This window comes from Mesorhizobium sp. M0663 (assembly GCF_040320585.1).
In the GTDB taxonomy this organism is placed as follows: domain Bacteria; phylum Pseudomonadota; class Alphaproteobacteria; order Rhizobiales; family Rhizobiaceae; genus Mesorhizobium.
In genome coordinates this window covers 37,234-57,474 of sequence record NZ_JAMYPX010000005.1, presented here as the reverse complement: position 1 = coordinate 57,474, position 20,241 = coordinate 37,234, and the positions used below count along the sequence as shown (strand labels likewise).

The window sequence follows — 20,241 nt, the reverse complement described above, 5'->3', positions numbered from 1 at the left end:
CTCGCCCCAATTATACTTGAACGGGAGCGTAAAAGTCTTTGTCTATTGCTCGTTCTCTTTATTCACGAAGAGCACGTCCCATAGCGGCATAGACCGGCGCGCTGAGATACTCCCATGCTGACCTCGCTCCAGTTTCGATCATGACCTGTGTGCCCATTCCAGCTTGCAATGCTCCAGGCTTCAAAGACTCCGGCCTCAGAACAATTCGGACTGAATAAAAAGCCTGACCGGTCCGAGGGTCAATTAGCCGGTCAGCTGAAAGAGTGCGAACGTCACCGCTCATCGGTTGCTGGTAACGTCTGTTCACAGCGCTAAGCCACACCGTCGCGTGCAGCCCCACTTTCACCTGATCGACGTCGAGGGGGTCAACGTTTGCCACAACAACGAAGCTATCCTCCTGAGGGACGATGTCCATCAGCGGCTCTCCCGCCGTTACGACCCCTCCGTTCGTGTGGACCTTAAGTCCCACTATGGTGCCTCCGATAGGAGCACGTATCTCGGTACGCGTCGCCACGTCATCAGCAGCGGCCATTCGCTGCTCGTATTCGTATATTTTGGCGCGGGTTTCTCCTAGTGTCTCGACGATATCGGCCGTCGTCGAGGCGCTAAGTTCGGCAATCTTGAATTTCGTCTCCTCCATCTTTTGCTGGGTCGCGCCGATCGACGCTACATACCCGCTTAGGGCACCTCCCACGTCCGCCTTTTCTCTTTCCAAATCTACAAGGCGCGTCCTGACTACCAACTTCCTTTCGTACAGGCTGCGCACATCACCTAATTGCTCCTCGATCAGCTCGAGCTTCCGGGTAGCCGCTACCACTTGCCCTTCAAAACCCTCTATCTCCTTCGCCATGCTTCCGGTTGCTTGCTGCAGCAGGGAGAGCTGCTCTCTGAAGAGGTTTTGACGTGTCCGAAAGACACTCTCCTGCCCGGAAACAGCATCCGCTGCCAATTTGCCGGACGCTTTCAATTCAGGCGGAATTTCGATCGAGTCCTTTCCATCTCTTTCCGCGACCAAGCGCGCTTCCGTAGCCTTCGCCTCGTACCACTGCGCCTTGATTTCATTTGCAGCAGCCGCCGAAGCGGTGTTTTGCAATCGTATCAACACCTGGCCTGGCGACACGCGATCTCCTTCTTGAGCCAATATCTCTGATATGATGCCGCCTTCGAGGTGCTGAACTGTCTTTACGTTTGACGCGACATTCACCACCCCGGTGGCCAAGACCGCACCCTGGATAGGTGCCGCGACAAGCCACATGCCGGTCAGGGTCGAGAAGGCAGCGACAATCGCGAAACCAGAGATCACTAAACGCCTACCAAACGGCGGCGGATCTTCGGCTCGCTGGGTACCGGGGTGTTTGGTGCCAAGGGCGAGCGAAGCTATCACTTAACGCTCCGCAATTCAGTTTTCCCGAAAGCAACGGGACGAACGGAACCTCCGGTGAGCTCGGGCGATCGACTTCCTAGGATCAGCGACCTATCAACTAATCCGGCAAGACGGTTGGTCTGTCCGGATATGGTGACAATTACCGAGCTTCCCGCATCCTTCATAAGCCTAACCGCCGACTCGAGGGTCTTCTTCGAGGCAGCGTCCAAATTGGCGAATGGCTCGTCCAAGACAATAAGTCTCGGCGCGCGAAAGAGCGCGCGGGCAAGGGCTACTCGCTTCCGTTCACTCCCGGACAGGCCGACCGAGTCGTTAAGCAAAGTGTCATAACCCTGGCCCAGACGAATGATAACTTCGTGTATTCCGGCTATTTTTGCTGCGGAAACCACGTCATCGATAGAACTTTGTTGAAAACGTGCAATATTTTCCGCGACGGTTCCCTCAAAAAGTTCAACATGCTGAGGTAAATAGCCGATGCCTCCAACTCTAACATTATCCGGAAGCCTGGTTATGTCCATGTCTCCCAAGCGGATCTGACCGGTGCGGGGCTTGAGCAAACCAATGAGAAGACGAGAAAGCGTCGTCTTGCCGGTGGCTGCACGTCCTATGACCAGCAGCAATTCCCCAGGAGCCAGAGAAAGCGACAGTTTCCTAAATACGTCTGCTCGCGATCCAGCATGCCTGAATGTAACTTGATCGAGAACTAACGAGCCTTGCGGCGTTCCAGGAAGCAGAGACGGCTCTACGTCCAACGGTTTGGCAAGCTCCGCCTTGATCTGAGAGTATCCCTCCCGCGCTTCCCTGAGGCTTCTGAGCTCCCGAACTGCCTTTTCCACCATTCTGTAAGCAAATCTGGCAATGAGCCGGGCTGCAAATACGCCTCCGAGGGACGCCGAATCGTTCAGGAACAGCCAGATGCCCGATGCCAATAGAACTATGTAAACGCAACGGTTCAGCGCCCGGATCGCTGCATCAAGGCTCGATCCTCTGGCATTAAGCCGCTCCCGCTGCAAAAAGCCATCTACTCTGTTCCTACCCCAGCGACCGGCGATCGCGTCGGCCATTGCGAAGGCGCCGACTACGTCTTTGTGCCTTTCCGCTGAAATCAATACCTCTTTCGCCTGCTTGGCAGCTTCACGTTCAGCTTGGCGGGGCTCTTGTGTGATCTTTTCTTTGAGCAGGCTCATACCTGTCAGCAAAGCCATGCCTGCCAACGCGATCAGGCCGAGAACAGGATGGATCAAGTATACACATAACAGGAAAACGGGAGCCCAGACCACGTCCAGCCAAGCAGCTAGCCCTCGCTCAACAAAGCTGGAGACTTTCTCGATGCTGGTCAGAAGCGGCGGATTGGGGACGCCTGCCGTCAATCCGGCTTTCACGGACTGGCTGGTCAAGTGGTGCTCGATCCAAACGCTCCAGCGGGAAAGCATACGACGACGAATGGCTTCCAGCACGACGCCGGTTACCAGAGCGAGCAAGGCGGCCAAGGTCAGAATAACGAGGGTTTCCACGCTGCGGCTGGAAATGACCCGGTCGAATATTTGTATAAAATAAAGCGGCCCAGCAAATCGGAGCGCATTGATACAGACACCAAAACCCACAACCGCAGCAAGGCCAGGTATCGACCTTCGCCACATTTCGCTGAGGGGGGCGCTGTACCGCCGCCTACCTCGTGTTCTCAGCAAGGACACCGTCTTTCACGCCCGTCCAAGCGGGGCATGCTGGTCGGGGTCCTCGTTGAAAATTCCCGAGAAATTCATGATCATCCCATCCAAATCGTCATGAGGGCTCAAAGCAGGTCCCGCAAGAACATTTGGCTGAAGCCGATTTGCTGCCCAAAGGCGTTCATCGTGATCAACTGCCTCGAACATCGACCAAGCTCCGCTCACGAGGTTGTACATTTGGGTGGCGGACAGGGGAGGGCACCCGAGGGCTTGGACCAGGCTGCCCAGAGATGACTTGAGGGCTCCACGGGTTTTTGCCAGCACTGCCGCTTCTATCAACTCAGCGGGCGCCTGGATCGACATAAACGCGGGGTTCGAGCTTTGCGACAGCAACTCGGGTAAGGTGACCGAGACGCTCCCAAAGGGACTGGGCCATGTCGCCCTGCTGTCACTGGCAGGCCTTCCCGGACCAGGTGTTTCTCCCAACTCTGCCTGAATCAGTTCGTGCGCAAGCTTCCCCAAAAAATCAATTCGCAGCTGGGAAGAGTAGGCTCGACCTTGGTCGAGTGCCGTCATTGGATTTGGGGAATCAGCAATACGCCGTAGATATGGATTATTGCCCTGTCCGTTAGCCAGTTTTTCAGAAGCGCGAGCCTTTAGAACGGGGCTGAGTGCCCCATCCTGGAGCTCCCATGGGGAATAGACATGCAGGCCAGTGGCTTCTTCAGCCTCCCTCACACCGAGCGGCGATCGGCCGATCCTGCCACTAATTGCAAGTACCTTGTGGCCAGCAGCGCGGAGGGTATCAACTCCATACTTTGCTCCCATCGCGTCATAGGAAGCGAAAATCGCGCCAAGAGCCATGCTCCGAAAAGATTCAGCCAGAATTAGCTCGGAAGTTTCCTTCTGCTGCAGCCCATCGGCAATCTCAATAACAGCGACGTCACATCCATTTTCAGCGGCATGGTTCAGTAGGCGGAAAGCACCCTTCTCAATCAACTCTACCGGGGCTAAATACGTCGTTGCAAATCCGGCATCTGTGAAATCAAGAACGATGTCGGCTCCGGCATCCCGCACAATCCAGGTGTCGCCACCCGAGCCAGTTCCTGTAATTTTCAGTGCCGCGACCTTCAGTCCCGCCTTTTTGAACCCTCGGACCAATGACGTTGCCGTCAATGTCTTGCCGGCGTTCATTGACGTCCCAAGCGACAGAACAATCGGCAGAGAAGGGGGTAAATCGTCTGAGCTGACCTTGTAATCCCACACGTTTAGCCGGCGGCCGAACTTGTCGCCAATCAGGCCGAGCGGGGTGATCTTGGTTGGCGCCAGCATGCGAGCATGCCTGGAAAGCTCACATGCCGCGATGCCGCCCCCCGCTACCAAGTCGCACGGCCCCAGATCGGGGCCTATTACCGCCTCGAACTGGTCAGGAGCGTACCTGTTTCCATAACAGAGGATTATCTCATCTCCGCGAAACATGATCGCCTTTCGCCCGCAGATGAGCTCCAGTCTGCTGTGATTGCCGAGTTCATCAACGCGCGCCAAAACAAGATCGCCAGCGACGGGCTGTATAGGTCCGGTAACGAGTGTGCGCATGTGAGATGCGGCGACCCGGCGGGTGGCGAATGCTCGTTTAGCTCTCTTCAGGCGCCCGCGCTTAATTCTTGAAACGGACATGAACCCCCCAACTTACATTTGGATGGCATTTAGAAGTCTTTTCTGTTCTATGTATAAGATTAAGCCCTTTTCTATACTCCTCTCCGTTTGCAATCGATTATCCAATAACCAATATGATTGGATAAATATGATTAGATAAATAGCATTAGATGCCCAAAATACATACCCAAGCTGACGACTTTTAACGGCTATTAACACTATAATGTCTGGATCTCTGCCATTCGAATGCATGACGACATCTCCCCGCGAGGCCACATACCATCCAGCTGCATTGTCCGGATCAGGCCGGCGGGAAATCCACTGGTCTTTCAAGAGAATAAGAACGCGACTTCCGGATGCTGCGGCCGTAGCGTTTAGGCTGAACGCGGGGGATCAGAGATAAAGCGTGCTTAAATGTGGTGGAATGCGCCACATCTTCGCCCCTTCACATCGGGTCTTGCCGAAGCCGCTCATGCCCATCGATGCGATGCCCGTTTCGAGATGCATTTGAAGTGGCTGCAGCGGAAGCGTGGTCAGGAAGTCTGTATTGTGGGAGACGGTCGAAAAGCAGGCGGAGCGTGAACATCCGGGGTCAAAAGTGGGGTTATGGTCAGCCTATCTGAAGAGTTTGGACAAATTGAGATTGTCAGTTTTAAGGTGCTATCGGGACTTAACGTGCATAGCACGAACACGGTGGTCAAATTAACCCTGAATATCGGGCGGCTAGCGGTTTCTTGCATCTCCGATTTTACTGCGCTGGCTCGCTCAGCGCTGTCCGAAATGTTTCCCGGTTGTGCACAAAACGCTTTGGTCCCTCGCTACATTGCCGACGCAATCCTGTCCGCTGATCTTGAGCTTCGCCGCGCGATGAATTTCTATTCGTTTTCGCCGACGGCGTCGCTAATAGGCGATCCGTCCGAAAGCCATCTTGCAATCGTTTGGGAGTCGGATGACCCGCAGATGTCGCGCGCGGCTGCTTCGGCTGTCGTTGACGCGATTGGTGAGGCGGCGCGAGGCGAGGACGGGGCAGCGAAATACGCTCAGACTCGGGAGCTAAACCTGGAAAGGGCGAAGAGACGACGTCTTTCAAATTCGACCGCTGTGCTTGTAGCTGCAGCTAAGAGAAATCACATCCCGTTCGAATTCATTGCCCGTAACCACCTTCGCCTTGGCCAAGGCAAGCACCAGAAGCAGCTGTTCTCGACGATATCGGGTTCTACATCGTTTGCGTCGGCGAAGGTGGCCTTGGACAAAAGGCTGGGCAACAGACTTTTGGCGCAAGCGGGGATCCCAGTACCCCGTCAGATTACCGTTCGCACCAAACCTGAGGCCGTCGCTGCCGCCAAACAGCTGGGTAAGACCGTCGTGGTCAAACCGGTTCAGGGAAATCAGGGGCGGGGAGTCTCGGTTAAACTGCGGGGACGCCGTGCAGTTGAGGCTGCATTCGATATAGCGCACGACGTCACTCAGTCAGAGCGGTTTGGCGTCTTGGTTGAGCAGTTCATCGCCGGCCCGGAATTTCGAGCGACAGTCGTTGACTATCATCTCGTGGCGGCGGTCATGTGTTGCCCGCCCCAAGTCGTTGGCGACGGTGAAAAAACGATAGTTGACCTGATTCATGATTTGAACCGAGAACCCGACAGAGACGGGAGACGTCTTTCTCCTGTAGAGATTGACGATGAGCTGCTACGGCACCTAGCCTTGCGTCGTCTTACGCTGGAGTCCGTCCCAATTTCCGGGCAGCCTTTGGTTCTCCGGCCTACCGGCCACCTCGCCCGTGGAGGCGTCCCGGTCGATGTTACAAACTCCGTTCATCCAGATAACAGGCAACTGTGCGAGCGCATCGTGAGAGTCATCGGCCTTAACATTGCCGGGATAGATCTCATCATGCCCGATATTGCAAGATCATACAAAGAGGTCGGGTGTACTGTCATCGAGGTAAATGCACGGCCGGGGATCGAGTTTCATCTTTGGCCGCGAGCGGGGACCTCGAGAGATGTGAGTGAGATAATCCTGGCCAATATGTACAGTGAGCCCGGCTCTTCGGAAATTGCCACCGTACTCGTCATCGGCGATCGACACACTGGTGCGGTGGCGACAGCAATCGATCATCGGTTCCAGGCGGAAGGGCGAAGAGTTGGTCTCTTGTCGAAAAGAGGCGCTTACATCAACACTGTACCCCAGGAATTTGGGCGGCGGACAACCCCGCAAATGCTGGCCAGAGACCCGTTCCTGGAAGCCCTGGTTTATGCAGCCTCTCCGGACAGACTTTGGGCGAGCGGTCTTTGTCTGGGTGCTTGCCGTGCGGTCTCGATGACTCGAACGGATGCAGACAATGGTACAGTTCTCGAAGATCTCGCTCAGCGAGTGTTGCAGTGCGGAAACCAGGGCTATTTCATTGTCAACAGCGAAGATGAATGGCCCCGCCGTGCGCTGTCGACCTTGCCGACCACACGACTAATATTGGTCAGTTCCGAGCCTGATACTGATACCGACCTACGTCGGCACCTACAGAGTGGTGGTTTGGTTCTAACTTTGAGATGGAGCACTGACGGATCGGGTGCCAAAATGGCGCTTTTGTCGAGATCTGGTGAGCTAGCCGCGGAACCCCTCGCATCTATGTCTCAGTCGCGGCCACAGCAAATAAGGTCTGCCATGCACGCAATGGCAATGTCGTATTTGGCAAAAAAGGATGGCTGGTTCGATGAAGTGGCCCCGTTTCCTTCAGTTCGGCCCGAGACGAACGACGTTCGATAGCAGTGATGAGTTTATCGATTCTGCTCAAGCTAAGGAGAGTAAGGTTATGAACACTGTTTCGCCGATTGCAACACCGAGTGTTTCGCTAAGTGATGCGGCGACACTCGTTGCTTTGACTTTGAAACGCACCACAAACAAAGCGGGACAGCCGCGAACCCGTGCAAGAATGTCGTACAAGACATTCAGGCGCCTGACTGGACGGCGTGTCGGCGGGGCGGCGTTCGTGAGAGGCTTCACGGAGGAATTGTTGAAGCTAGGCTGGCTGATGGTCCGTATGCCATCGGCTTACGGCTTCGTGCGCGCCGCCTCCCTCGACAAGTGGCGTCTCATAAAATCAAATATGGTCGCGGAAGAACTTAAGGTGATTAAGGAGGGATCTGCGGCGAAGGCATTGGAGAGCGCTCGGCAAGAGCTCGCTGGATCGGGTGAGAATAACGGTTCAGCAGGCGGCCTCAGTAAGGCAGTTCGAATAAGCGGAGAGAAGAAAAAGCCGGTCGCAAGCATCGGATAGATGTGCCTCGTCAGGAGATTGATTTGTGTAGCCCCCATCAGGGGCAGGCGAATTGAGGCCAAAACGCTGCCGGAAGCTGGGCTGCAGACTCGGATCCAGCTTCCCACCATGGAGCGAAAATGCGGCCTCAGAGCATGTTGAAGGACAATCTCCACGCCCTGTAGAGAGTTGGCCTCAGGGCAACCGACGGCATGTCCTTTCGATCAATTTCAGCACCCGTCGGCGAAAGGTTCGCAGGATTGCGGAGCGCAAGACTTGTGAATTCTTGCGTCTCAGCGTTCGCAGAAGAAGCAGTAGCTTTGGGGAAAAAGATGGCGACTGGATCTGTTTACGTCTGGGAGCGTTGCGATTCAGATTTTACTGGCGGCCGGGTGCATTCAACCGAGGTCGAACTGCCTTATCTTTGCCAAAACACGGGGAGGCAAGGGCTGCGTGGGCGGTACGTGGACGTAATCGGTCATCCAGCCACGGATGTTCACTGGCCCACGGGTGAGATGGGCGAAGCACTGCCCGACAAGCAAGGTAACTATGTTTTCAAGCCTTTCGGCGGCGGAATTCTTGGTGAACAGGAAGGTTGTGAGGCCGCGGCACGCTTCGGCCAGGTCAACGTCTACTACCACGTCTCCTTGATAGCTCATCGAGTGAACGAAGTGCTGCGTTCACTCGGCGAGGGCCCGTTGCCGAAGGTCAGAGCGATCGTTAATGCGCACCAGCCGAAACAAGGGGGAGTTAACGGGGATCTGCTTAGGTTGGTGCCGGTCAAAGGGACCAAATACCGATATCCAGCAAGAATCGAAAATCTCGATGATTTTTCGATCCCCCTCTGTGGGGAATTGCTGTTCGGCCCGGGGCGTGCAGTCACAGCGGAAGGGTGGCTTCCACGAATTTCAGGCGGTGCTTATCTGTGCGACCCCTCGCACAATGCCAGTTTCATATATCAGGCATTCGGGTTTCACGTTGTGCGCCATACCGCTGACATCCAAGCTGACAGGCTGCATGCACCGCGCGCCAGTTTCAGTAGGCCTGGTCCCCTTGAGTACGCCTTGAGCGCATACTTTGCGGCCGCGATGCTGTCGACTCCCTACGTATGGTGTTGGCACCTCCGTCATGATGCCGAGTTCGTACCATCGGATACTCTTGCCAATGATTCGCGTATGGACGACGCCGAGTTGCCACAGCCGGAGGCGCTGGTCGCGCAAGTCATAGCGGCGACAATGTGGGACCTACACAAGGCTTTTCCGGGAGACGAACTTACTTGTATTTCGTTAGTTGTAGCTGCCCTTTTGGCGCTGGGACGACTTTCTGATAGCCCGTATGCTCCTTCCGGAATTCGAACGCGTGCCCTCAGGTCACTTCCGGAGAACTTTGCCTCGTGTTTGCTTCATGCAGACCGAATGAGATTCAGCAGCCGTTACGAAACACTGATCCGAAGCGTTTTTGAGAAACGTGGGATCGGCTTTAGTTCTTCAGCGGTTGAGACATTGTTGGCACCCTCCGTTCAGCCACCCCTCTACCGCCTCAGTGAATCGGAAGAAGTCCGGCGCCATGTTGTAAAAATTCGCGAGAAGTTTTCAGAGGTCATAATTCCGGATGACATCGATCTCATCGACCCGGACCAACTTGAACAGTTCCTCTCTTCGTCCGCCAGCGCTCCGTACCATTTGGCGGCGGTCGGAGATGTGATGACCGGGATGCGGATGCGTCATCGTATCCGCAGGTTTGGCCCAGACTATGCCTTCGCCTGGGTCAGGCCGATCTTTAGACGCTGCGCTTTGATAACGGGAAACCTTGAGGGGCCGTTCTCCACCATCTCTGAGAAAGCAGGTACCACTCGGAACTACTCATACAAAGTGGACCCCAAGTCAGCCTCTGTCTTACGTCGTGCAGGCTTCGCTGCCATGACTGTCGCGAATAACCACATTCAAGACTGCGGTCGGGGTGGCGTGGTTGAGACGCTAGCCACGTTAGAGCGACAGTATATCCAACCGTACGGTGGTGGTAGGAACCAGAGCTCTGCTTACCACCCGGCGATTTTTGATGGCGCAGATATCCGCATCGGACTTCTCGGATATTACTGGAACCGTCGAACAGCGGCTCGTGGCGAACTTCCAGGCTCCGCACAAGATGTGCCCGAATTCGTCGAGCGTGATCTGGCCCAACTTCGTCCACTGGTCGATCGGATCGCCGTGATGGTACATTGGGGTTTGCCATACCAGCGCCAACCTACCGAGCAAGACCGCATGAAAGCACGGCTATTTATCGACCTGGGTGCGGACGCAGTCATCGGCCATCATCCCCACATCCTTCAGCCGATCGAGATTTATAATGGTCGGCCGATATTATACAGTGTCGGCAATTTTGCATTTGGGTCCGGAAACAGCAAAGGGGAGTCCATTCTGCCTTGCTTCCACTTTGGTGCGAAGCAGATCCGTTTAGATATTTATCCAGTTTACGCTCAAAACAGAGATCCGCGCCTCGACTACCAACCAAAGATAATGGGAGGAGCAGCCGGTCGCGCGACAATCGATCGGTTGCTGGCGTTGTCGCCTGGACTCGCCGATGTTGTCGTAGCCGTTCAAGACAGATGCCTTAGATTGGCCATCCCTGCACTGGCGTGAGGCTCCGAAGCTCATGCGTATGCCGTACGCGGATTTGCACTGGGTTCCTCGATCGCAATGGCGGCGCGAGCGATACGTGCCGACAAAACAAGGAGCCGATACCCTGTCACGCAGGACGCTGAGGTGCCGCGGAGGCGTCGCTTGCGAACATTGCGAGGACCAGACGTGGAGGAACGGACTCTTTACTGCTCAGCCGGTTTTGATTTGTTTAGCTGCCGCTAATGGGATATGTCATCCCTGCGGGATCGTCCATGGGAGCGACAGGTGCGATTTCTAATCCGTCTGTTAGGGGCAGTCGTCTTAGGCTGTAGTCTGACGTATTCAGGCCAAGTACTTGCCTGGAAGGTCGGCAAAGGTACGACCTCAGCAACTATTAACGGCATAAAGTTGACGGTATACACCTATCATCCGAAGAACTGTGCCAATCCATCGATCCTGTTCGTGTTCCATGGACTAAGCCGAACCGCCGAATCCTACCGAGACTACGCGCAGCCTCTTGCGGATCGAAATTGCCTGATAGTTATGGCGCCGCTTTTCGACCTGGAAAGGTTCCCAGGCTGGAGCTATCAGCGGGGAGGCATTGTCAACTCGGGCACAATTCAACCTCGGGACAGGTGGACTGTCTGGTACGTGAAGGGCTTGGTAAACTGGGCGAGGGCCCGAGAGGGGCTGCCGACTGCGCAGTATTACCTTTTTGGGCACTCGGCGGGAGGTCAATTCATGTCGCGTGTTGCAGCATTTGCCTTGTCGGATGCCAAGAGAGTGGTCGTAGCCAATCCGTCGACCTACGTATTGCCCTCGCTAGCAGAGGCGGCAGCCTACGGGCTGGGATGTCTCTCCTCGGGTTGCGTCTATACGCCGGATCAAGCCTCTCAGGAGTTGAAGGCCTATCTGGCTTTGCCTCTAACAATCTATCTTGGAGAAGACGACACTGGCGATGTCGATCTAAACGAAAGCGCAGCTGCTATGCGCCAAGGAGAGACGCGTTTGGATCGGGGGCAGTTCACTTTTGAGCTGGCGCAAGCTGTCGCGACCGCTAACGGGTGGCCTTTCAATTGGCGTCTCGTGATTTTGCCGGGTGTCGGACATTCGGCACGCGACTTGTTGCAGTCTGACCAGGCTCAGCAAGTCTTCGGCCTTAAGTAAAGAATTAGCACATCGCTGACTTCAAGGTCTGCCGCGTTTCACTCAGCTCAATGAGCAGCGAGACAGCTTGCATCGCCTTTTTGCCGAGCGTGAATTGCCGCTGCGTTTTGTTGTTCTAATTTAGTAAATTCTAAACCATCTTCGGTCTAAGTTGCTCTTAAGAGAGGGCTTCTGGATGCGGAGACTGAAAGATCTGCCGCCCGAAAAACGGGGGAACTTTGCCGTCGCGATGGCCTTAATGGTGGTGCCACTGGGCTTGGCCCTCGGCCTTAGCATTGACTTTACCAACGCCGCTTCCTGGAGATCCAAGCTGCAGGAGATAGCCGATTCGGCGGCTCTTGTTGCTGTCGAGAGCGATGGAGGAAACGAAGCAGCCGTCCAGGCCGCGAAGAATTGGGCGCTGGCCAATGGCTCCTTCGTGACCGGCGCTGTCGTTGGGGTGAGCATCACCACTCCTTCTGCTGGGACGCGAGAGGCGGCGGTTGAAATCTCAGCTGGAATGCCAACCGCTTTCATGAGTCTTGCTGGAATTCGGAGCATTAACCTTCACGCGGCGGCAACGGCCCGAAAAGCCGCGCCGGATTATTGCTTCTATGTCCTCGATCCTGCCTCAAATGGAGCGCTGACGGTAATGGGTTCCGGGGGGCTTTCGGTGCCAAACTGCGGTATCCAAGTGAATTCCTCCAGTCCAAGGGCACTGAGGCACGTTGGAACCGGAAAGATTGTCGCCAGAAAAATCTCTATAGTGGGCAATTACCAAGGCGGCGGTTACACCATCATCCCGAAAACCAACCAACCCGAACTTGCAGACCCCCTTGTCGATCTACCGCAGCCCGTTCCACCGAACGGCTGCGACTACAGTGATCAGATGCTGACCGATGTTACCATTCCGGCCGGCCGGGTGTTCTGTGGAAACATTGACCTCGATGGAAATGTCGTTCTTTCTCCCGGAGTTCACTATTTTCAGAACGCAACAGTGAGCATCGGCAGCCATGTGAATCTCTCGGGCGACGAAGTCACGATATTCGTTGACTCCGAGTCAAGCATTATTCAGTCAGCAGGCAAAGGTGGCGTAAGGATTTCGGCTCCCACGAGTGGCATTTACGCTGGCATCGCTATCTTCGGGTCACGCACAGTTACGCCCTCTGTGCCCACGGTCTCATTGTCCGGAAACAAAAACTACTTAATTGAAGGGGCTATCTACCTGCCCCATCATCGTTTTCGGATGAGAGGGACAACAGACCTGAAGTCGACTGCCAACTCAGGTTGGATTGTTGCGTGGCAATTTTTCTATAGTGGCAACTCGAGTGTGGCCCTGGACTGGTATGGTGCGACTCCGCCGAAAGGCCTTGGAGACTTAGGAATAGTGCTCCTTCGCTGAAGCAATACTGATGTCAGTGCTCGGCACAGGGCTAATCTTTGTTGTTGCTGCATTGGGCTCGGACCAACCAACCATTCCCGGCGGCTGCCGTTATATGCATGGCCGAAATGACCGAGCGGGCATGACTGTGCGCAGCTCTTCGGTTGGCGGCGTCCAGCCGGCGCTACCCTGGTCACCCGGAGGCAGCACAGATCGAATCAGGCGGCGAAGCACAATTTTCCGCCAAGTGCCTGAGACTGTTTGGTAGTGGAACCAGTCATGGGCGGAGCTGATCTCCGGTCAATTTTTCTGCTTTGGTCCAAAAAAACAGCGAAATTCGACGAATCTCAACGTTTCGGGCACTCCTCAAACACCGATGCTATATCGCGGCGGACTAGCGTCCAAATTGCCGGCGCAAGCGAGTTACAACTTCATGCAGACCCATGGCATTCGAAGCTTTCACAAGAAGGCGGTCCTTCGCGCGCAGGATAGTGGCGAGCTCGGGCAACACATCGTCTGCTGTCGCGAAGTGTGGGCCGAGGAGGTACTCCGGCAGGGCACGACGGAGATATGTCATCTGCGTCCCAACCGTGATCACCATATCCAGATCGGCCGCGAGAACGGGTTCCGCCAGACCGGCGTGAAATTCGGCCGATCGTGGCCCGAGTTCCCGCATGTCGCCAAGAAGGGCAAGCTTTCGGCCCCCACTTGCGCGCTTCCCCTCAGCGAGTGCCGCCAGCACGGCGGCCACCGATGTCGGATTCGCGTTGTAGGCCTCATCGACGACATGGATCTCGCCGGACGCGAGGGCGATGCGTATGACTTCGCCACGTCCGTGGATGGCCTGCACCTCCCCGAGCGCATTGGTCGCAGCTCCCAGATCAAGGCCGAGCGAATCGACAGCCGCCAGCGCGCTGAGGCTGTTGACTGCCATGTGCCGCCCTGGATTACCTAGCTTGTAGGCGAAATCCCGGCCCTTCAGGACCGCACGCACCAGTTGATCTTCGTGCGAATAGTCCACGAGCCGGTAGTCGGCCTTAGCATGTCCACCGAAGGACACGACCTTCGCCCCGAACGACAGCGCGCGGGCTCGGAGATATTCGAAATGCTCGGAATCCCGAGGCATGATCGCAGTGCCGCCCTCAGCGACATCGTACAGGCGGGCTTTCAACTTGGCGATGGCCTCACGCGAGCCGTACTCTTCGAGATGGGCGTCGCCGATCGTCGTGATAAGAGCGACATGCGGCTTGAGCGCAGATACCTCAAGGAGCCGCCGAAAAAAGCCAATCGACACCTCGACAGCGTGGATGCCATCAGGGGGAAGGTTGGCGATCAGGCCGAGCACGCCGGAGACGGTATTGAAGTTTTCGCCCGGAAAAGGTGGATAACCAGCTGCGGTGAGAATGACGTTGATCATCGCCGTGGTGCTCGTCTTGCCGACGCTGCCGCCAACCGCGATCAGGCGTCCGCCGTAAGCAGACCGCGCTCGCTCGGCGAGATACTTCATGGCGACGCGGACCGAAGCCACCCGGAGCAACGGCAAGCCTTCGAAGTTGGGCCGGTACTCTCGGTCCGCGAGGAGCGCGAGCCCCTGTCGCCTGAAGCGCCTGATCTTCCTGGGGTGTACTCCGTAACGGTAGGTGCCAACGCGCGGGATGACGAGCGCGCCGGGGCCGATCAGTGCGTCGCAGAAGGCTATGCAGTCGGTCGTCCAGGCTTCCGGCAACTCGCCTTCCCATATGCCTCCGGTGATCTCCGCAAGCTCAGCCTTCGTCCAAGGGTGCATTTCTCCCCCTGTCCTGCCGATCGACCCGAATCACGTTAACCCGCGCCCCGGCCACCTTGAATAGGTGGCCGTCCGACATCCCTGTCCTGTGGTTCGATCACTTTCAGCCAATTCCGCTCAATGTGCAATGGTTCCGGGTACCACCTGAGACCTTTGCCGGGTTCAAAGCGGCCTTCGCCAAGCCCGCTACTTTAACGACCACATCCGCAATCACTTTTGAGATCGTCTGGTTGGGACCGATCACGATCTTGGATGAGCGAAACCATCTGTTCGAACGCTAGTCACCTATTCATCGAGTTCAACGGCTCATGGTCGGGGAGACAGTGATGCAGCACCTCGCCAAGGTTTCGCTTGTCGAACGTCTGGCCACAAACGGGGCAGAACTCGAAATATCCTGCTTCGTCGTTGGCCGGCGGCCCGTGGCGCTTGCCCTTGATGCCGGTTGCGGGGTTGTTGGTTCGATCTCGTCTCACGTTGGTCGCCACCGCACGTAACTTTCATGGGGACGGGCCGACAGCCGATCGGGGGTTCCAGCGGGCCGCCGGGCCTACCGGCTGCCAGTGGCGTTGCCGGGTAGAGTCAATTGTAGGCCATTTCATGCGTCATTACTAATACAATAAAATGATAGCGTTCCGTTCCTCTAGCCGCCAGACCGGGCGCGTCCATTCCCCCTATGATGCGGACTTTGGTGGACAATCCGCCCTAAGGGGACGGATGGACACACGAGTCGAGTTCGACCTCGTGATCGATGATGCCGATGTTCGCATTCTTACTCGCCGCGGTCTCGATTGAACGACGAAGTAGCGAGACCTTTCGGCGCCGCCAAGGAGACGTCGACGCTGACGGTCGGTAGCGGCTGTCGTCCGTCGTCTCGGTGCGTCGAAAAACGGGCAAGTTGATTGGGAACAACGATTACCTACCTCGATTTAGGCATCGTAGCGCCGCGCTTCGCAGCGGTTTTGGGCCGCTTCGCCCTGGAATATGTGTGCCCAAAGTCTGAAGGTCTGCGAAATTCGCCGTACTTATTTCGCAAAAATCCTGCAAAAAAAGTGCGGCGATTTCGCGCTAAGTGCTTGAAAAACGTGGTGATCCCGACAGGAATCGAACCTGTGACCTACAGATTAGGAACCCGTAATAGGCCCAGCGTTTGTACGGCTTTGAGATGGAATGTTGCGTTTATGTTGCGTTCACAACGAGGGCAGGAAATGATCGCATAACGGCGTCCAGTTCTCCCTCGTCCTCCTTATGCTCAAACAAGTGGCCGTAAGTGTCCATCGTTAAGCCGATAGTTGAATGGCCTAGAAGCTTTTGAACGCGGGCGGGCAGCAACCCCCTGCCGCCGTCTTTTTCGCGGTTCAAACACCACGACGCAAACCAATGACGGAAGACATGAAGGCCGGTGTATTTGGGCGCGGGGATGGGCATCCCGTCCTGGTCCTTCTCGCCAGTGTCAATCGTAACTCCAGCTGCGAGCATTGTCGGAATCAGCCCGCTGCGAATGATGTTGCCATGGGCCTCGATATTGCCAAGCGTATTCGGGAAGACGAGATCCAGCTTCTTCTCGCCTTTGGGGCATTGCAGCTTCCATTCCTTCAACGCATTCACCACGAACGGCGGAAACAGGGGGATGGTGCGCTGGCTCGTTTCCGACTTTGGCATCCCGATGACATGGAAGTTGTCGGCCCGCTGGGTCACGTGCAGCTTGCTCTTTGCCAGATCAACATCGGCCCAGCGTAGGCCCCGCAATTCGGATGAGCGCAGACCTGTGAAGACTGCCGTTATCAGCAGGGGGCGGAAGCGGCCCTTTGCAGCGGCGATCAGTTTGTTGATTTCCTCCAGCGTCGGAATGTCCACACCATACCTAAGCTTCTTCTTGCGTCGCTTCTCACCCTTCGCGGTCGTACGTTTGTTACGCATGCCATGGAGCGGGTTCTGCATCATGTAGCCGCTTTCCTTGGCTTCCGAGAAAATGGAACTGAGGCTGGTGCGTACTCCTTTGACCAACGCGGGCGAGCGTGGTTCGCGGCGTAGATCGTCCTCAGGCAGGCTATCATCGCCCGCCGCCAGCGCGTCTAGGAATTTGCGGATGCGCGGCATGTTCATCCGCGACAGCTTTTCGTTCCCGATGAACGGTCTGATGTGAAGGCGCAAGTGCTGTTCGTATCCGAGATAGGTGCCGTGCTCCAATTCATTCTGCGCTCGCGTCAGCCACAGCTTACCAACGTCGTTGACCGTTTTTGACGTGCTGTCCACAACGTGCAGGCCGTCACGAACCTCCGAGCCGGCCTTCAAAGCGTAGGCATCGGCATCCTTCTTCTTGTCGAATGTCTTGGCGCGGCGCTCGCCGTTCTGATCAACATAGTCGACTAACCACGCTTCCCGATGTGCGCCGTTCTTCGTGGTCCACTTACGCTTACGAACTGACATAGCTGTGTATCTCCTGTCTCAAGAGGCACTATGTTGCATAAAATCTGTTGGTCAGCAACGAAGCCGCTATTGACTCTTTGACCAAGGGGCAGTCTGATGGTCGGCGAGCTCTCCAGCTCGTTCTCCAGTTCTTCGGTTTAGACACACTGGGGCGGAATCGCAGGTGCCAAAAGGCCTGCAGGTCCGCTGCAGTGCGTTGTGCTGCGGTCCTCGTCCCAAGCGCGCCAACAGGAGAACTACAGATGAGCATACTCGACGGAATCACGGCCGCAGAAATTGAGCAGTTGGACACCGCCTTCGCGCCCAACGCTGCGGCACGGGTCAACAGCCGAAACTCTATCGACATTCCGGCCGGCCACGTGTTGCTGCGGCAGCCGAAGTCAAACGAGAAAGACCTCCGCGTCACAATCCCTGTGGAATTCATGCAGGATTGGAAGGCTGAACCATGGAAGGGCGTGGCGATTAAGCAAAAGAAGATCCAGCTGCTTCTCGCCAACGCTACCCCCGGGCTGTTTGCCTTGAAGCCGGTCGCATCCGACTTTGAGGGCAAGGGGGTCTATAGCCTCGATCAGAACAACGATGGGAGCCAGGCTCGTTTCATGACCACGCGGTCGTATGTGATGCGCAAGCTCGACGGACCCTCGGCTGTGGTCCCGTTCAAGCTGGTGGATTTAGTAGGGTTCCTCGACCTCACCACCCTCAGCCCGCTTTAAGTCTGCCTTTGCACTTTGCTGCGCAGCTTTTCCCGTAGCTGCGCAGCATTGCAGCCCCATCCAGCGCGACAAGCGCACGCGTCGCCCAACTACTACGCTGTGCGCTTATCCGCGCTGTATGGGGCATCCCAACTCTCAGATAAAACAGGAGCAATTCTAAACGTGCTCGTTCCCTGAATCGCAGCGAGCAAGTTGGTCGGAATGCTGGGCCAGATCTTGATGGCGCGCCCGTATGTGAGGTCATCATGATGGAACATGGGTCCCATATCTTCGATGTAGCGCGGTTCGAGTAAACCAAACTCGGAAGGTTCAAACGCCTGGCCGATAGCACTCACAACGCAGTCGGCCATCTGTAAGCCGCGAAACTCGTTGTTGGGGCGGAGAAAAATCCCTTTGTTTCGAAGAAAGCTCCACTCCATTCGGTCAGTGGTAACAAACGGACTGGCAATGACCTTCGTGAGATAATCGTTCAGATTCCCGAGCTGGAGACCGCGCCGGGTGGACAGATAGACATGCATTTCGTCGTATGACCCATGGTCTCGGCACCAAATTGTTGCCTTTTCCAGCAAGAAGCGAAGCGCATAGAAATAGAGAAAGTACTTTTTGCGGAAGTTATCTTGGCGAGTAATCGATGGTTTGTGGATCGCAACGGCGATCGCGCGCATGCCGGTGTCACGCATGGCATGAATAAACCCGAGACGGATGTTATGGGAGGCATTTTGGAAATGAAAATGCCAATTGGGTTGCCTGTGCTCGGCTTTGAACGCGTCATAGGCAATCTTGGTCGCCTGGAATACTTCTTGGGAGGGCTGCAAGACGCCGCCGACGATGAGCCACTGAGAACTTGTGGGACTAAATCCTTCCTCGCCAGATTCATCGACATAGAGCACGGCCATTTTACAGGCTCCAGAAGATCAAACTAGACGCGGAGAAAGAGTAGAAACAGGACATGCTAGGCGACTCCTTTGCTGAACAGGAATCACTCTACACCGCCCTGAAATCGAACGGAACATGAACATTTCGTGATGACCGGTCTTCAATGCACCGATCCAAGCGCTACGACTGCAAGGAGATATGAAAGAGCTATCATCATGTAAGCAACTTGGAGGGAGGTCATCTGGGGCGAATCCTTGGTTGAAGATGACCCTCTACATACTCTTCCTTTTGGCGCTCATTGCCAGTTTTCTGCAAGAGTCCCCACCAAAACGACATTGATACCCGCGTTTCACAGCTAACTTGTGTACAGCCAAGGGCTTGACACGTTTTCCATAGACAACTGCCAGTCGCTCTACCAACTAGGAATGTTGTCCTAGTCTGCTTTTCGTCCAACAAGGACGTGCCAGACAGGAGACATCACATGCCCAAGAGCAAAAACGTAACAGCCGACAAGCCGCAGACCAAGAAATCGCGCGTGCAGGAAATGCTAAATGCCGGTGCTGTTAGCGTGGCAGAAATTGCCGACGCACTTTCGATTAGCAAGCAGGCCGCCTATTCGCTGATCGGCGACGTGAAGCGCAGCGGCGTTGAAATTGCCGGTGTCATGAAGGACGGCGCGATGCGCTACAGCGTCGTTGCTGCAAAGCGCGGAAAGGCCAAAGCAACCGCCTTTGGTAAGGGCGCTGTTGTCAGTGCCGCCGCTTCAAACCCGACTGTAGCCGACTGAAGTTGTTGCCAGGGGAGGGGGCGGCGGGCTTGCCGCGATATGCTGCCCCTTCCTCGCTCTGCATGAACTGCTGGACGACGCGATCAACAGGAGCGAGTCCAAGACTTGTCCGGGCGAGCACGGCGTAGGTGCCGTCATCAGATTTCTCCGCCTCAAACTCATTCCTCTTTTTCAGTATCGCCATAGCGCCTTCAACCAGCCCTTCGTGTGCCCCGGCTTTCGCGAGCGACAATTGAAGGGTCGTATTGATGGCGTCGTCACGCATCTGCTGCTTCACGGCGGCGAGCTTTGCTGGTCCCTCCACTTGAAGTTTTTCGAACTGCGCATTGAGCGACGCAATCTCAGCCTCGCCGTCCCGAATGACATCCGCGATAGCGGTGGACAGTTCGTAGCCCCGACCGGGGTCATCTTCCTCGATATAGTCGTATGCGGCACGGTAGGATTCCGGGATCGCCTCCAGCCGATCCGTTGCGATGCGTCGTGGCAGCCGCAACAGATCAGCTTGATTGTGCACTTTGACGAAATAGTTGTTGATGTGGTTTTCACCGGCCAT

14 protein-coding genes are annotated in these 20,241 nt (G+C 55.9%); 7 read left to right on the top strand and 7 right to left on the bottom strand.

Features of this window, described 5'->3' with window-relative positions; all coding sequences use genetic code 11:
- Positions 1-58: 58 nt before the first annotated feature.
- Genes NKI54_RS12425 through NKI54_RS12415 form a run of 3 tightly spaced genes read right to left on the bottom strand, consistent with a single transcriptional unit; the run spans position 59 to position 4,728 of the window.
- Entirely contained in the window at positions 59-1,384 is a 1,326-nt protein-coding gene (locus tag NKI54_RS12425) for an HlyD family type I secretion periplasmic adaptor subunit (RefSeq protein WP_352618839.1), read from the bottom strand.
- On the bottom strand, positions 1,381-3,024 hold the full coding sequence (locus NKI54_RS12420; protein ID WP_352691727.1) for an ATP-binding cassette domain-containing protein: 1,644 nt from the start codon (positions 3,022-3,024) through the stop codon (positions 1,381-1,383). Before NKI54_RS12420 ends, NKI54_RS12425 begins: the two co-directional genes overlap by 4 nt.
- Before the next feature lie 60 nt (positions 3,025-3,084).
- Positions 3,085-4,728: a hypothetical protein gene (locus tag NKI54_RS12415; RefSeq protein ID WP_352634077.1), complete on the bottom strand. Its 1,644-nt coding sequence runs from the start codon at positions 4,726-4,728 to the stop codon at positions 3,085-3,087.
- A gap of 585 nt (positions 4,729-5,313) precedes the next feature.
- On the opposite strand from NKI54_RS12415, the gene NKI54_RS12410 reads away from it, so the two are divergent.
- The 5 genes from NKI54_RS12410 (at position 5,314) to NKI54_RS12390 (ending at position 13,120) form a co-directional block, all read left to right on the top strand.
- Positions 5,314-7,464, top strand: a complete 2,151-nt coding sequence (locus NKI54_RS12410) for an ATP-grasp domain-containing protein (protein ID WP_352574890.1) — start codon at positions 5,314-5,316, stop codon at positions 7,462-7,464.
- 46 nt (positions 7,465-7,510) lie between these two features.
- Complete coding sequence (locus NKI54_RS12405; RefSeq protein ID WP_352457629.1) at positions 7,511-7,975, top strand: hypothetical protein; 465 nt, start codon at positions 7,511-7,513, stop codon at positions 7,973-7,975.
- Positions 7,976-8,286: 311 nt separating this feature from the next.
- Complete coding sequence (locus NKI54_RS12400; RefSeq protein WP_352634075.1) at positions 8,287-10,593, top strand: CapA family protein; 2,307 nt, start codon at positions 8,287-8,289, stop codon at positions 10,591-10,593.
- A 720-nt stretch (positions 10,594-11,313) separates the two neighbouring features.
- Positions 11,314-11,739, top strand: a complete 426-nt coding sequence (locus NKI54_RS12395) for a hypothetical protein (protein WP_352451186.1) — start codon at positions 11,314-11,316, stop codon at positions 11,737-11,739.
- A 175-nt stretch (positions 11,740-11,914) separates the two neighbouring features.
- A complete protein-coding gene (locus tag NKI54_RS12390) occupies positions 11,915-13,120 on the top strand; it encodes a TadE/TadG family type IV pilus assembly protein (RefSeq protein ID WP_352574895.1) in 1,206 nt (401 codons plus the stop codon).
- A 373-nt stretch (positions 13,121-13,493) separates the two neighbouring features.
- Here NKI54_RS12390 and NKI54_RS12385 read toward each other — a convergent pair whose 3' ends face one another.
- Together NKI54_RS12385 and NKI54_RS12380 are read right to left on the bottom strand one after the other, a co-directional pair.
- Positions 13,494-14,885 carry a UDP-N-acetylmuramoyl-tripeptide--D-alanyl-D-alanine ligase gene (locus tag NKI54_RS12385; protein WP_352570596.1) on the bottom strand — a complete coding sequence of 464 codons (1,392 nt, stop codon included), beginning with the start codon at positions 14,883-14,885 and terminating at the stop codon, positions 13,494-13,496.
- Between the two features lie 1,176 nt (positions 14,886-16,061).
- Positions 16,062-17,312, bottom strand: a complete 1,251-nt coding sequence (locus NKI54_RS12380) for a tyrosine-type recombinase/integrase (protein WP_352691604.1) — start codon at positions 17,310-17,312, stop codon at positions 16,062-16,064.
- Between the two features lie 242 nt (positions 17,313-17,554).
- Here NKI54_RS12380 and NKI54_RS12375 point away from each other — a divergent pair, with 242 nt between their 5' ends.
- On the top strand, positions 17,555-18,025 hold the full coding sequence (locus NKI54_RS12375) for a hypothetical protein (protein WP_352691602.1): 471 nt from the start codon (positions 17,555-17,557) through the stop codon (positions 18,023-18,025).
- A 92-nt stretch (positions 18,026-18,117) separates the two neighbouring features.
- Here NKI54_RS12375 and NKI54_RS12370 read toward each other — a convergent pair whose 3' ends face one another.
- Positions 18,118-18,921 (bottom strand): DUF3800 domain-containing protein, encoded by an 804-nt coding sequence (locus NKI54_RS12370; RefSeq protein WP_352691600.1) that lies wholly within the window; start codon positions 18,919-18,921, stop codon positions 18,118-18,120.
- Between the two features lie 461 nt (positions 18,922-19,382).
- Between NKI54_RS12370 and NKI54_RS12365 the strand changes: the two genes are divergently transcribed.
- The gene (locus tag NKI54_RS12365) at positions 19,383-19,688 is read left to right on the top strand and encodes a helix-turn-helix domain-containing protein (protein ID WP_352691598.1); all 306 of its coding nucleotides are present in this window, start codon (positions 19,383-19,385) and stop codon (positions 19,686-19,688) included.
- Here the strand turns inward: NKI54_RS12365 and NKI54_RS12360 are convergent.
- On the bottom strand, positions 19,651-20,241 hold the full coding sequence (locus NKI54_RS12360) for a hypothetical protein (protein ID WP_352691596.1): 591 nt from the start codon (positions 20,239-20,241) through the stop codon (positions 19,651-19,653). The genes NKI54_RS12365 and NKI54_RS12360 overlap by 38 nt on opposite strands.

What these genes read in the sequence shown, in the direction of transcription:
- NKI54_RS12375 (WP_352691602.1), top strand. Translation starts at nt 17,555, where the DNA reads ATGAGCATACTCGACGGAATCACGGCCGCAGAAATTGAGCAGTTGGAC.
- NKI54_RS12370 (WP_352691600.1), bottom strand. Translation starts at nt 18,921, where the DNA reads ATGGCCGTGCTCTATGTCGATGAATCTGGCGAGGAAGGATTTAGTCCC.
- NKI54_RS12420 (WP_352691727.1), bottom strand. Translation starts at nt 3,024, where the DNA reads ATGTGGCGAAGGTCGATACCTGGCCTTGCTGCGGTTGTGGGTTTTGGT.
- NKI54_RS12415 (WP_352634077.1), bottom strand. Translation starts at nt 4,728, where the DNA reads ATGTCCGTTTCAAGAATTAAGCGCGGGCGCCTGAAGAGAGCTAAACGA.
- NKI54_RS12400 (WP_352634075.1), top strand. Translation starts at nt 8,287, where the DNA reads ATGGCGACTGGATCTGTTTACGTCTGGGAGCGTTGCGATTCAGATTTT.
- NKI54_RS12395 (WP_352451186.1), top strand. Translation starts at nt 11,314, where the DNA reads ATGTCGCGTGTTGCAGCATTTGCCTTGTCGGATGCCAAGAGAGTGGTC.
- NKI54_RS12390 (WP_352574895.1), top strand. Translation starts at nt 11,915, where the DNA reads ATGCGGAGACTGAAAGATCTGCCGCCCGAAAAACGGGGGAACTTTGCC.
- NKI54_RS12365 (WP_352691598.1), top strand. Translation starts at nt 19,383, where the DNA reads ATGCCCAAGAGCAAAAACGTAACAGCCGACAAGCCGCAGACCAAGAAA.
- NKI54_RS12385 (WP_352570596.1), bottom strand. Translation starts at nt 14,885, where the DNA reads ATGCACCCTTGGACGAAGGCTGAGCTTGCGGAGATCACCGGAGGCATA.
- NKI54_RS12360 (WP_352691596.1), bottom strand. Translation starts at nt 20,241, where the DNA reads ATGGCCGGTGAAAACCACATCAACAACTATTTCGTCAAAGTGCACAAT.
- NKI54_RS12380 (WP_352691604.1), bottom strand. Translation starts at nt 17,312, where the DNA reads ATGTCAGTTCGTAAGCGTAAGTGGACCACGAAGAACGGCGCACATCGG.
- NKI54_RS12405 (WP_352457629.1), top strand. Translation starts at nt 7,511, where the DNA reads ATGAACACTGTTTCGCCGATTGCAACACCGAGTGTTTCGCTAAGTGAT.
- NKI54_RS12410 (WP_352574890.1), top strand. Translation starts at nt 5,314, where the DNA reads ATGGTCAGCCTATCTGAAGAGTTTGGACAAATTGAGATTGTCAGTTTT.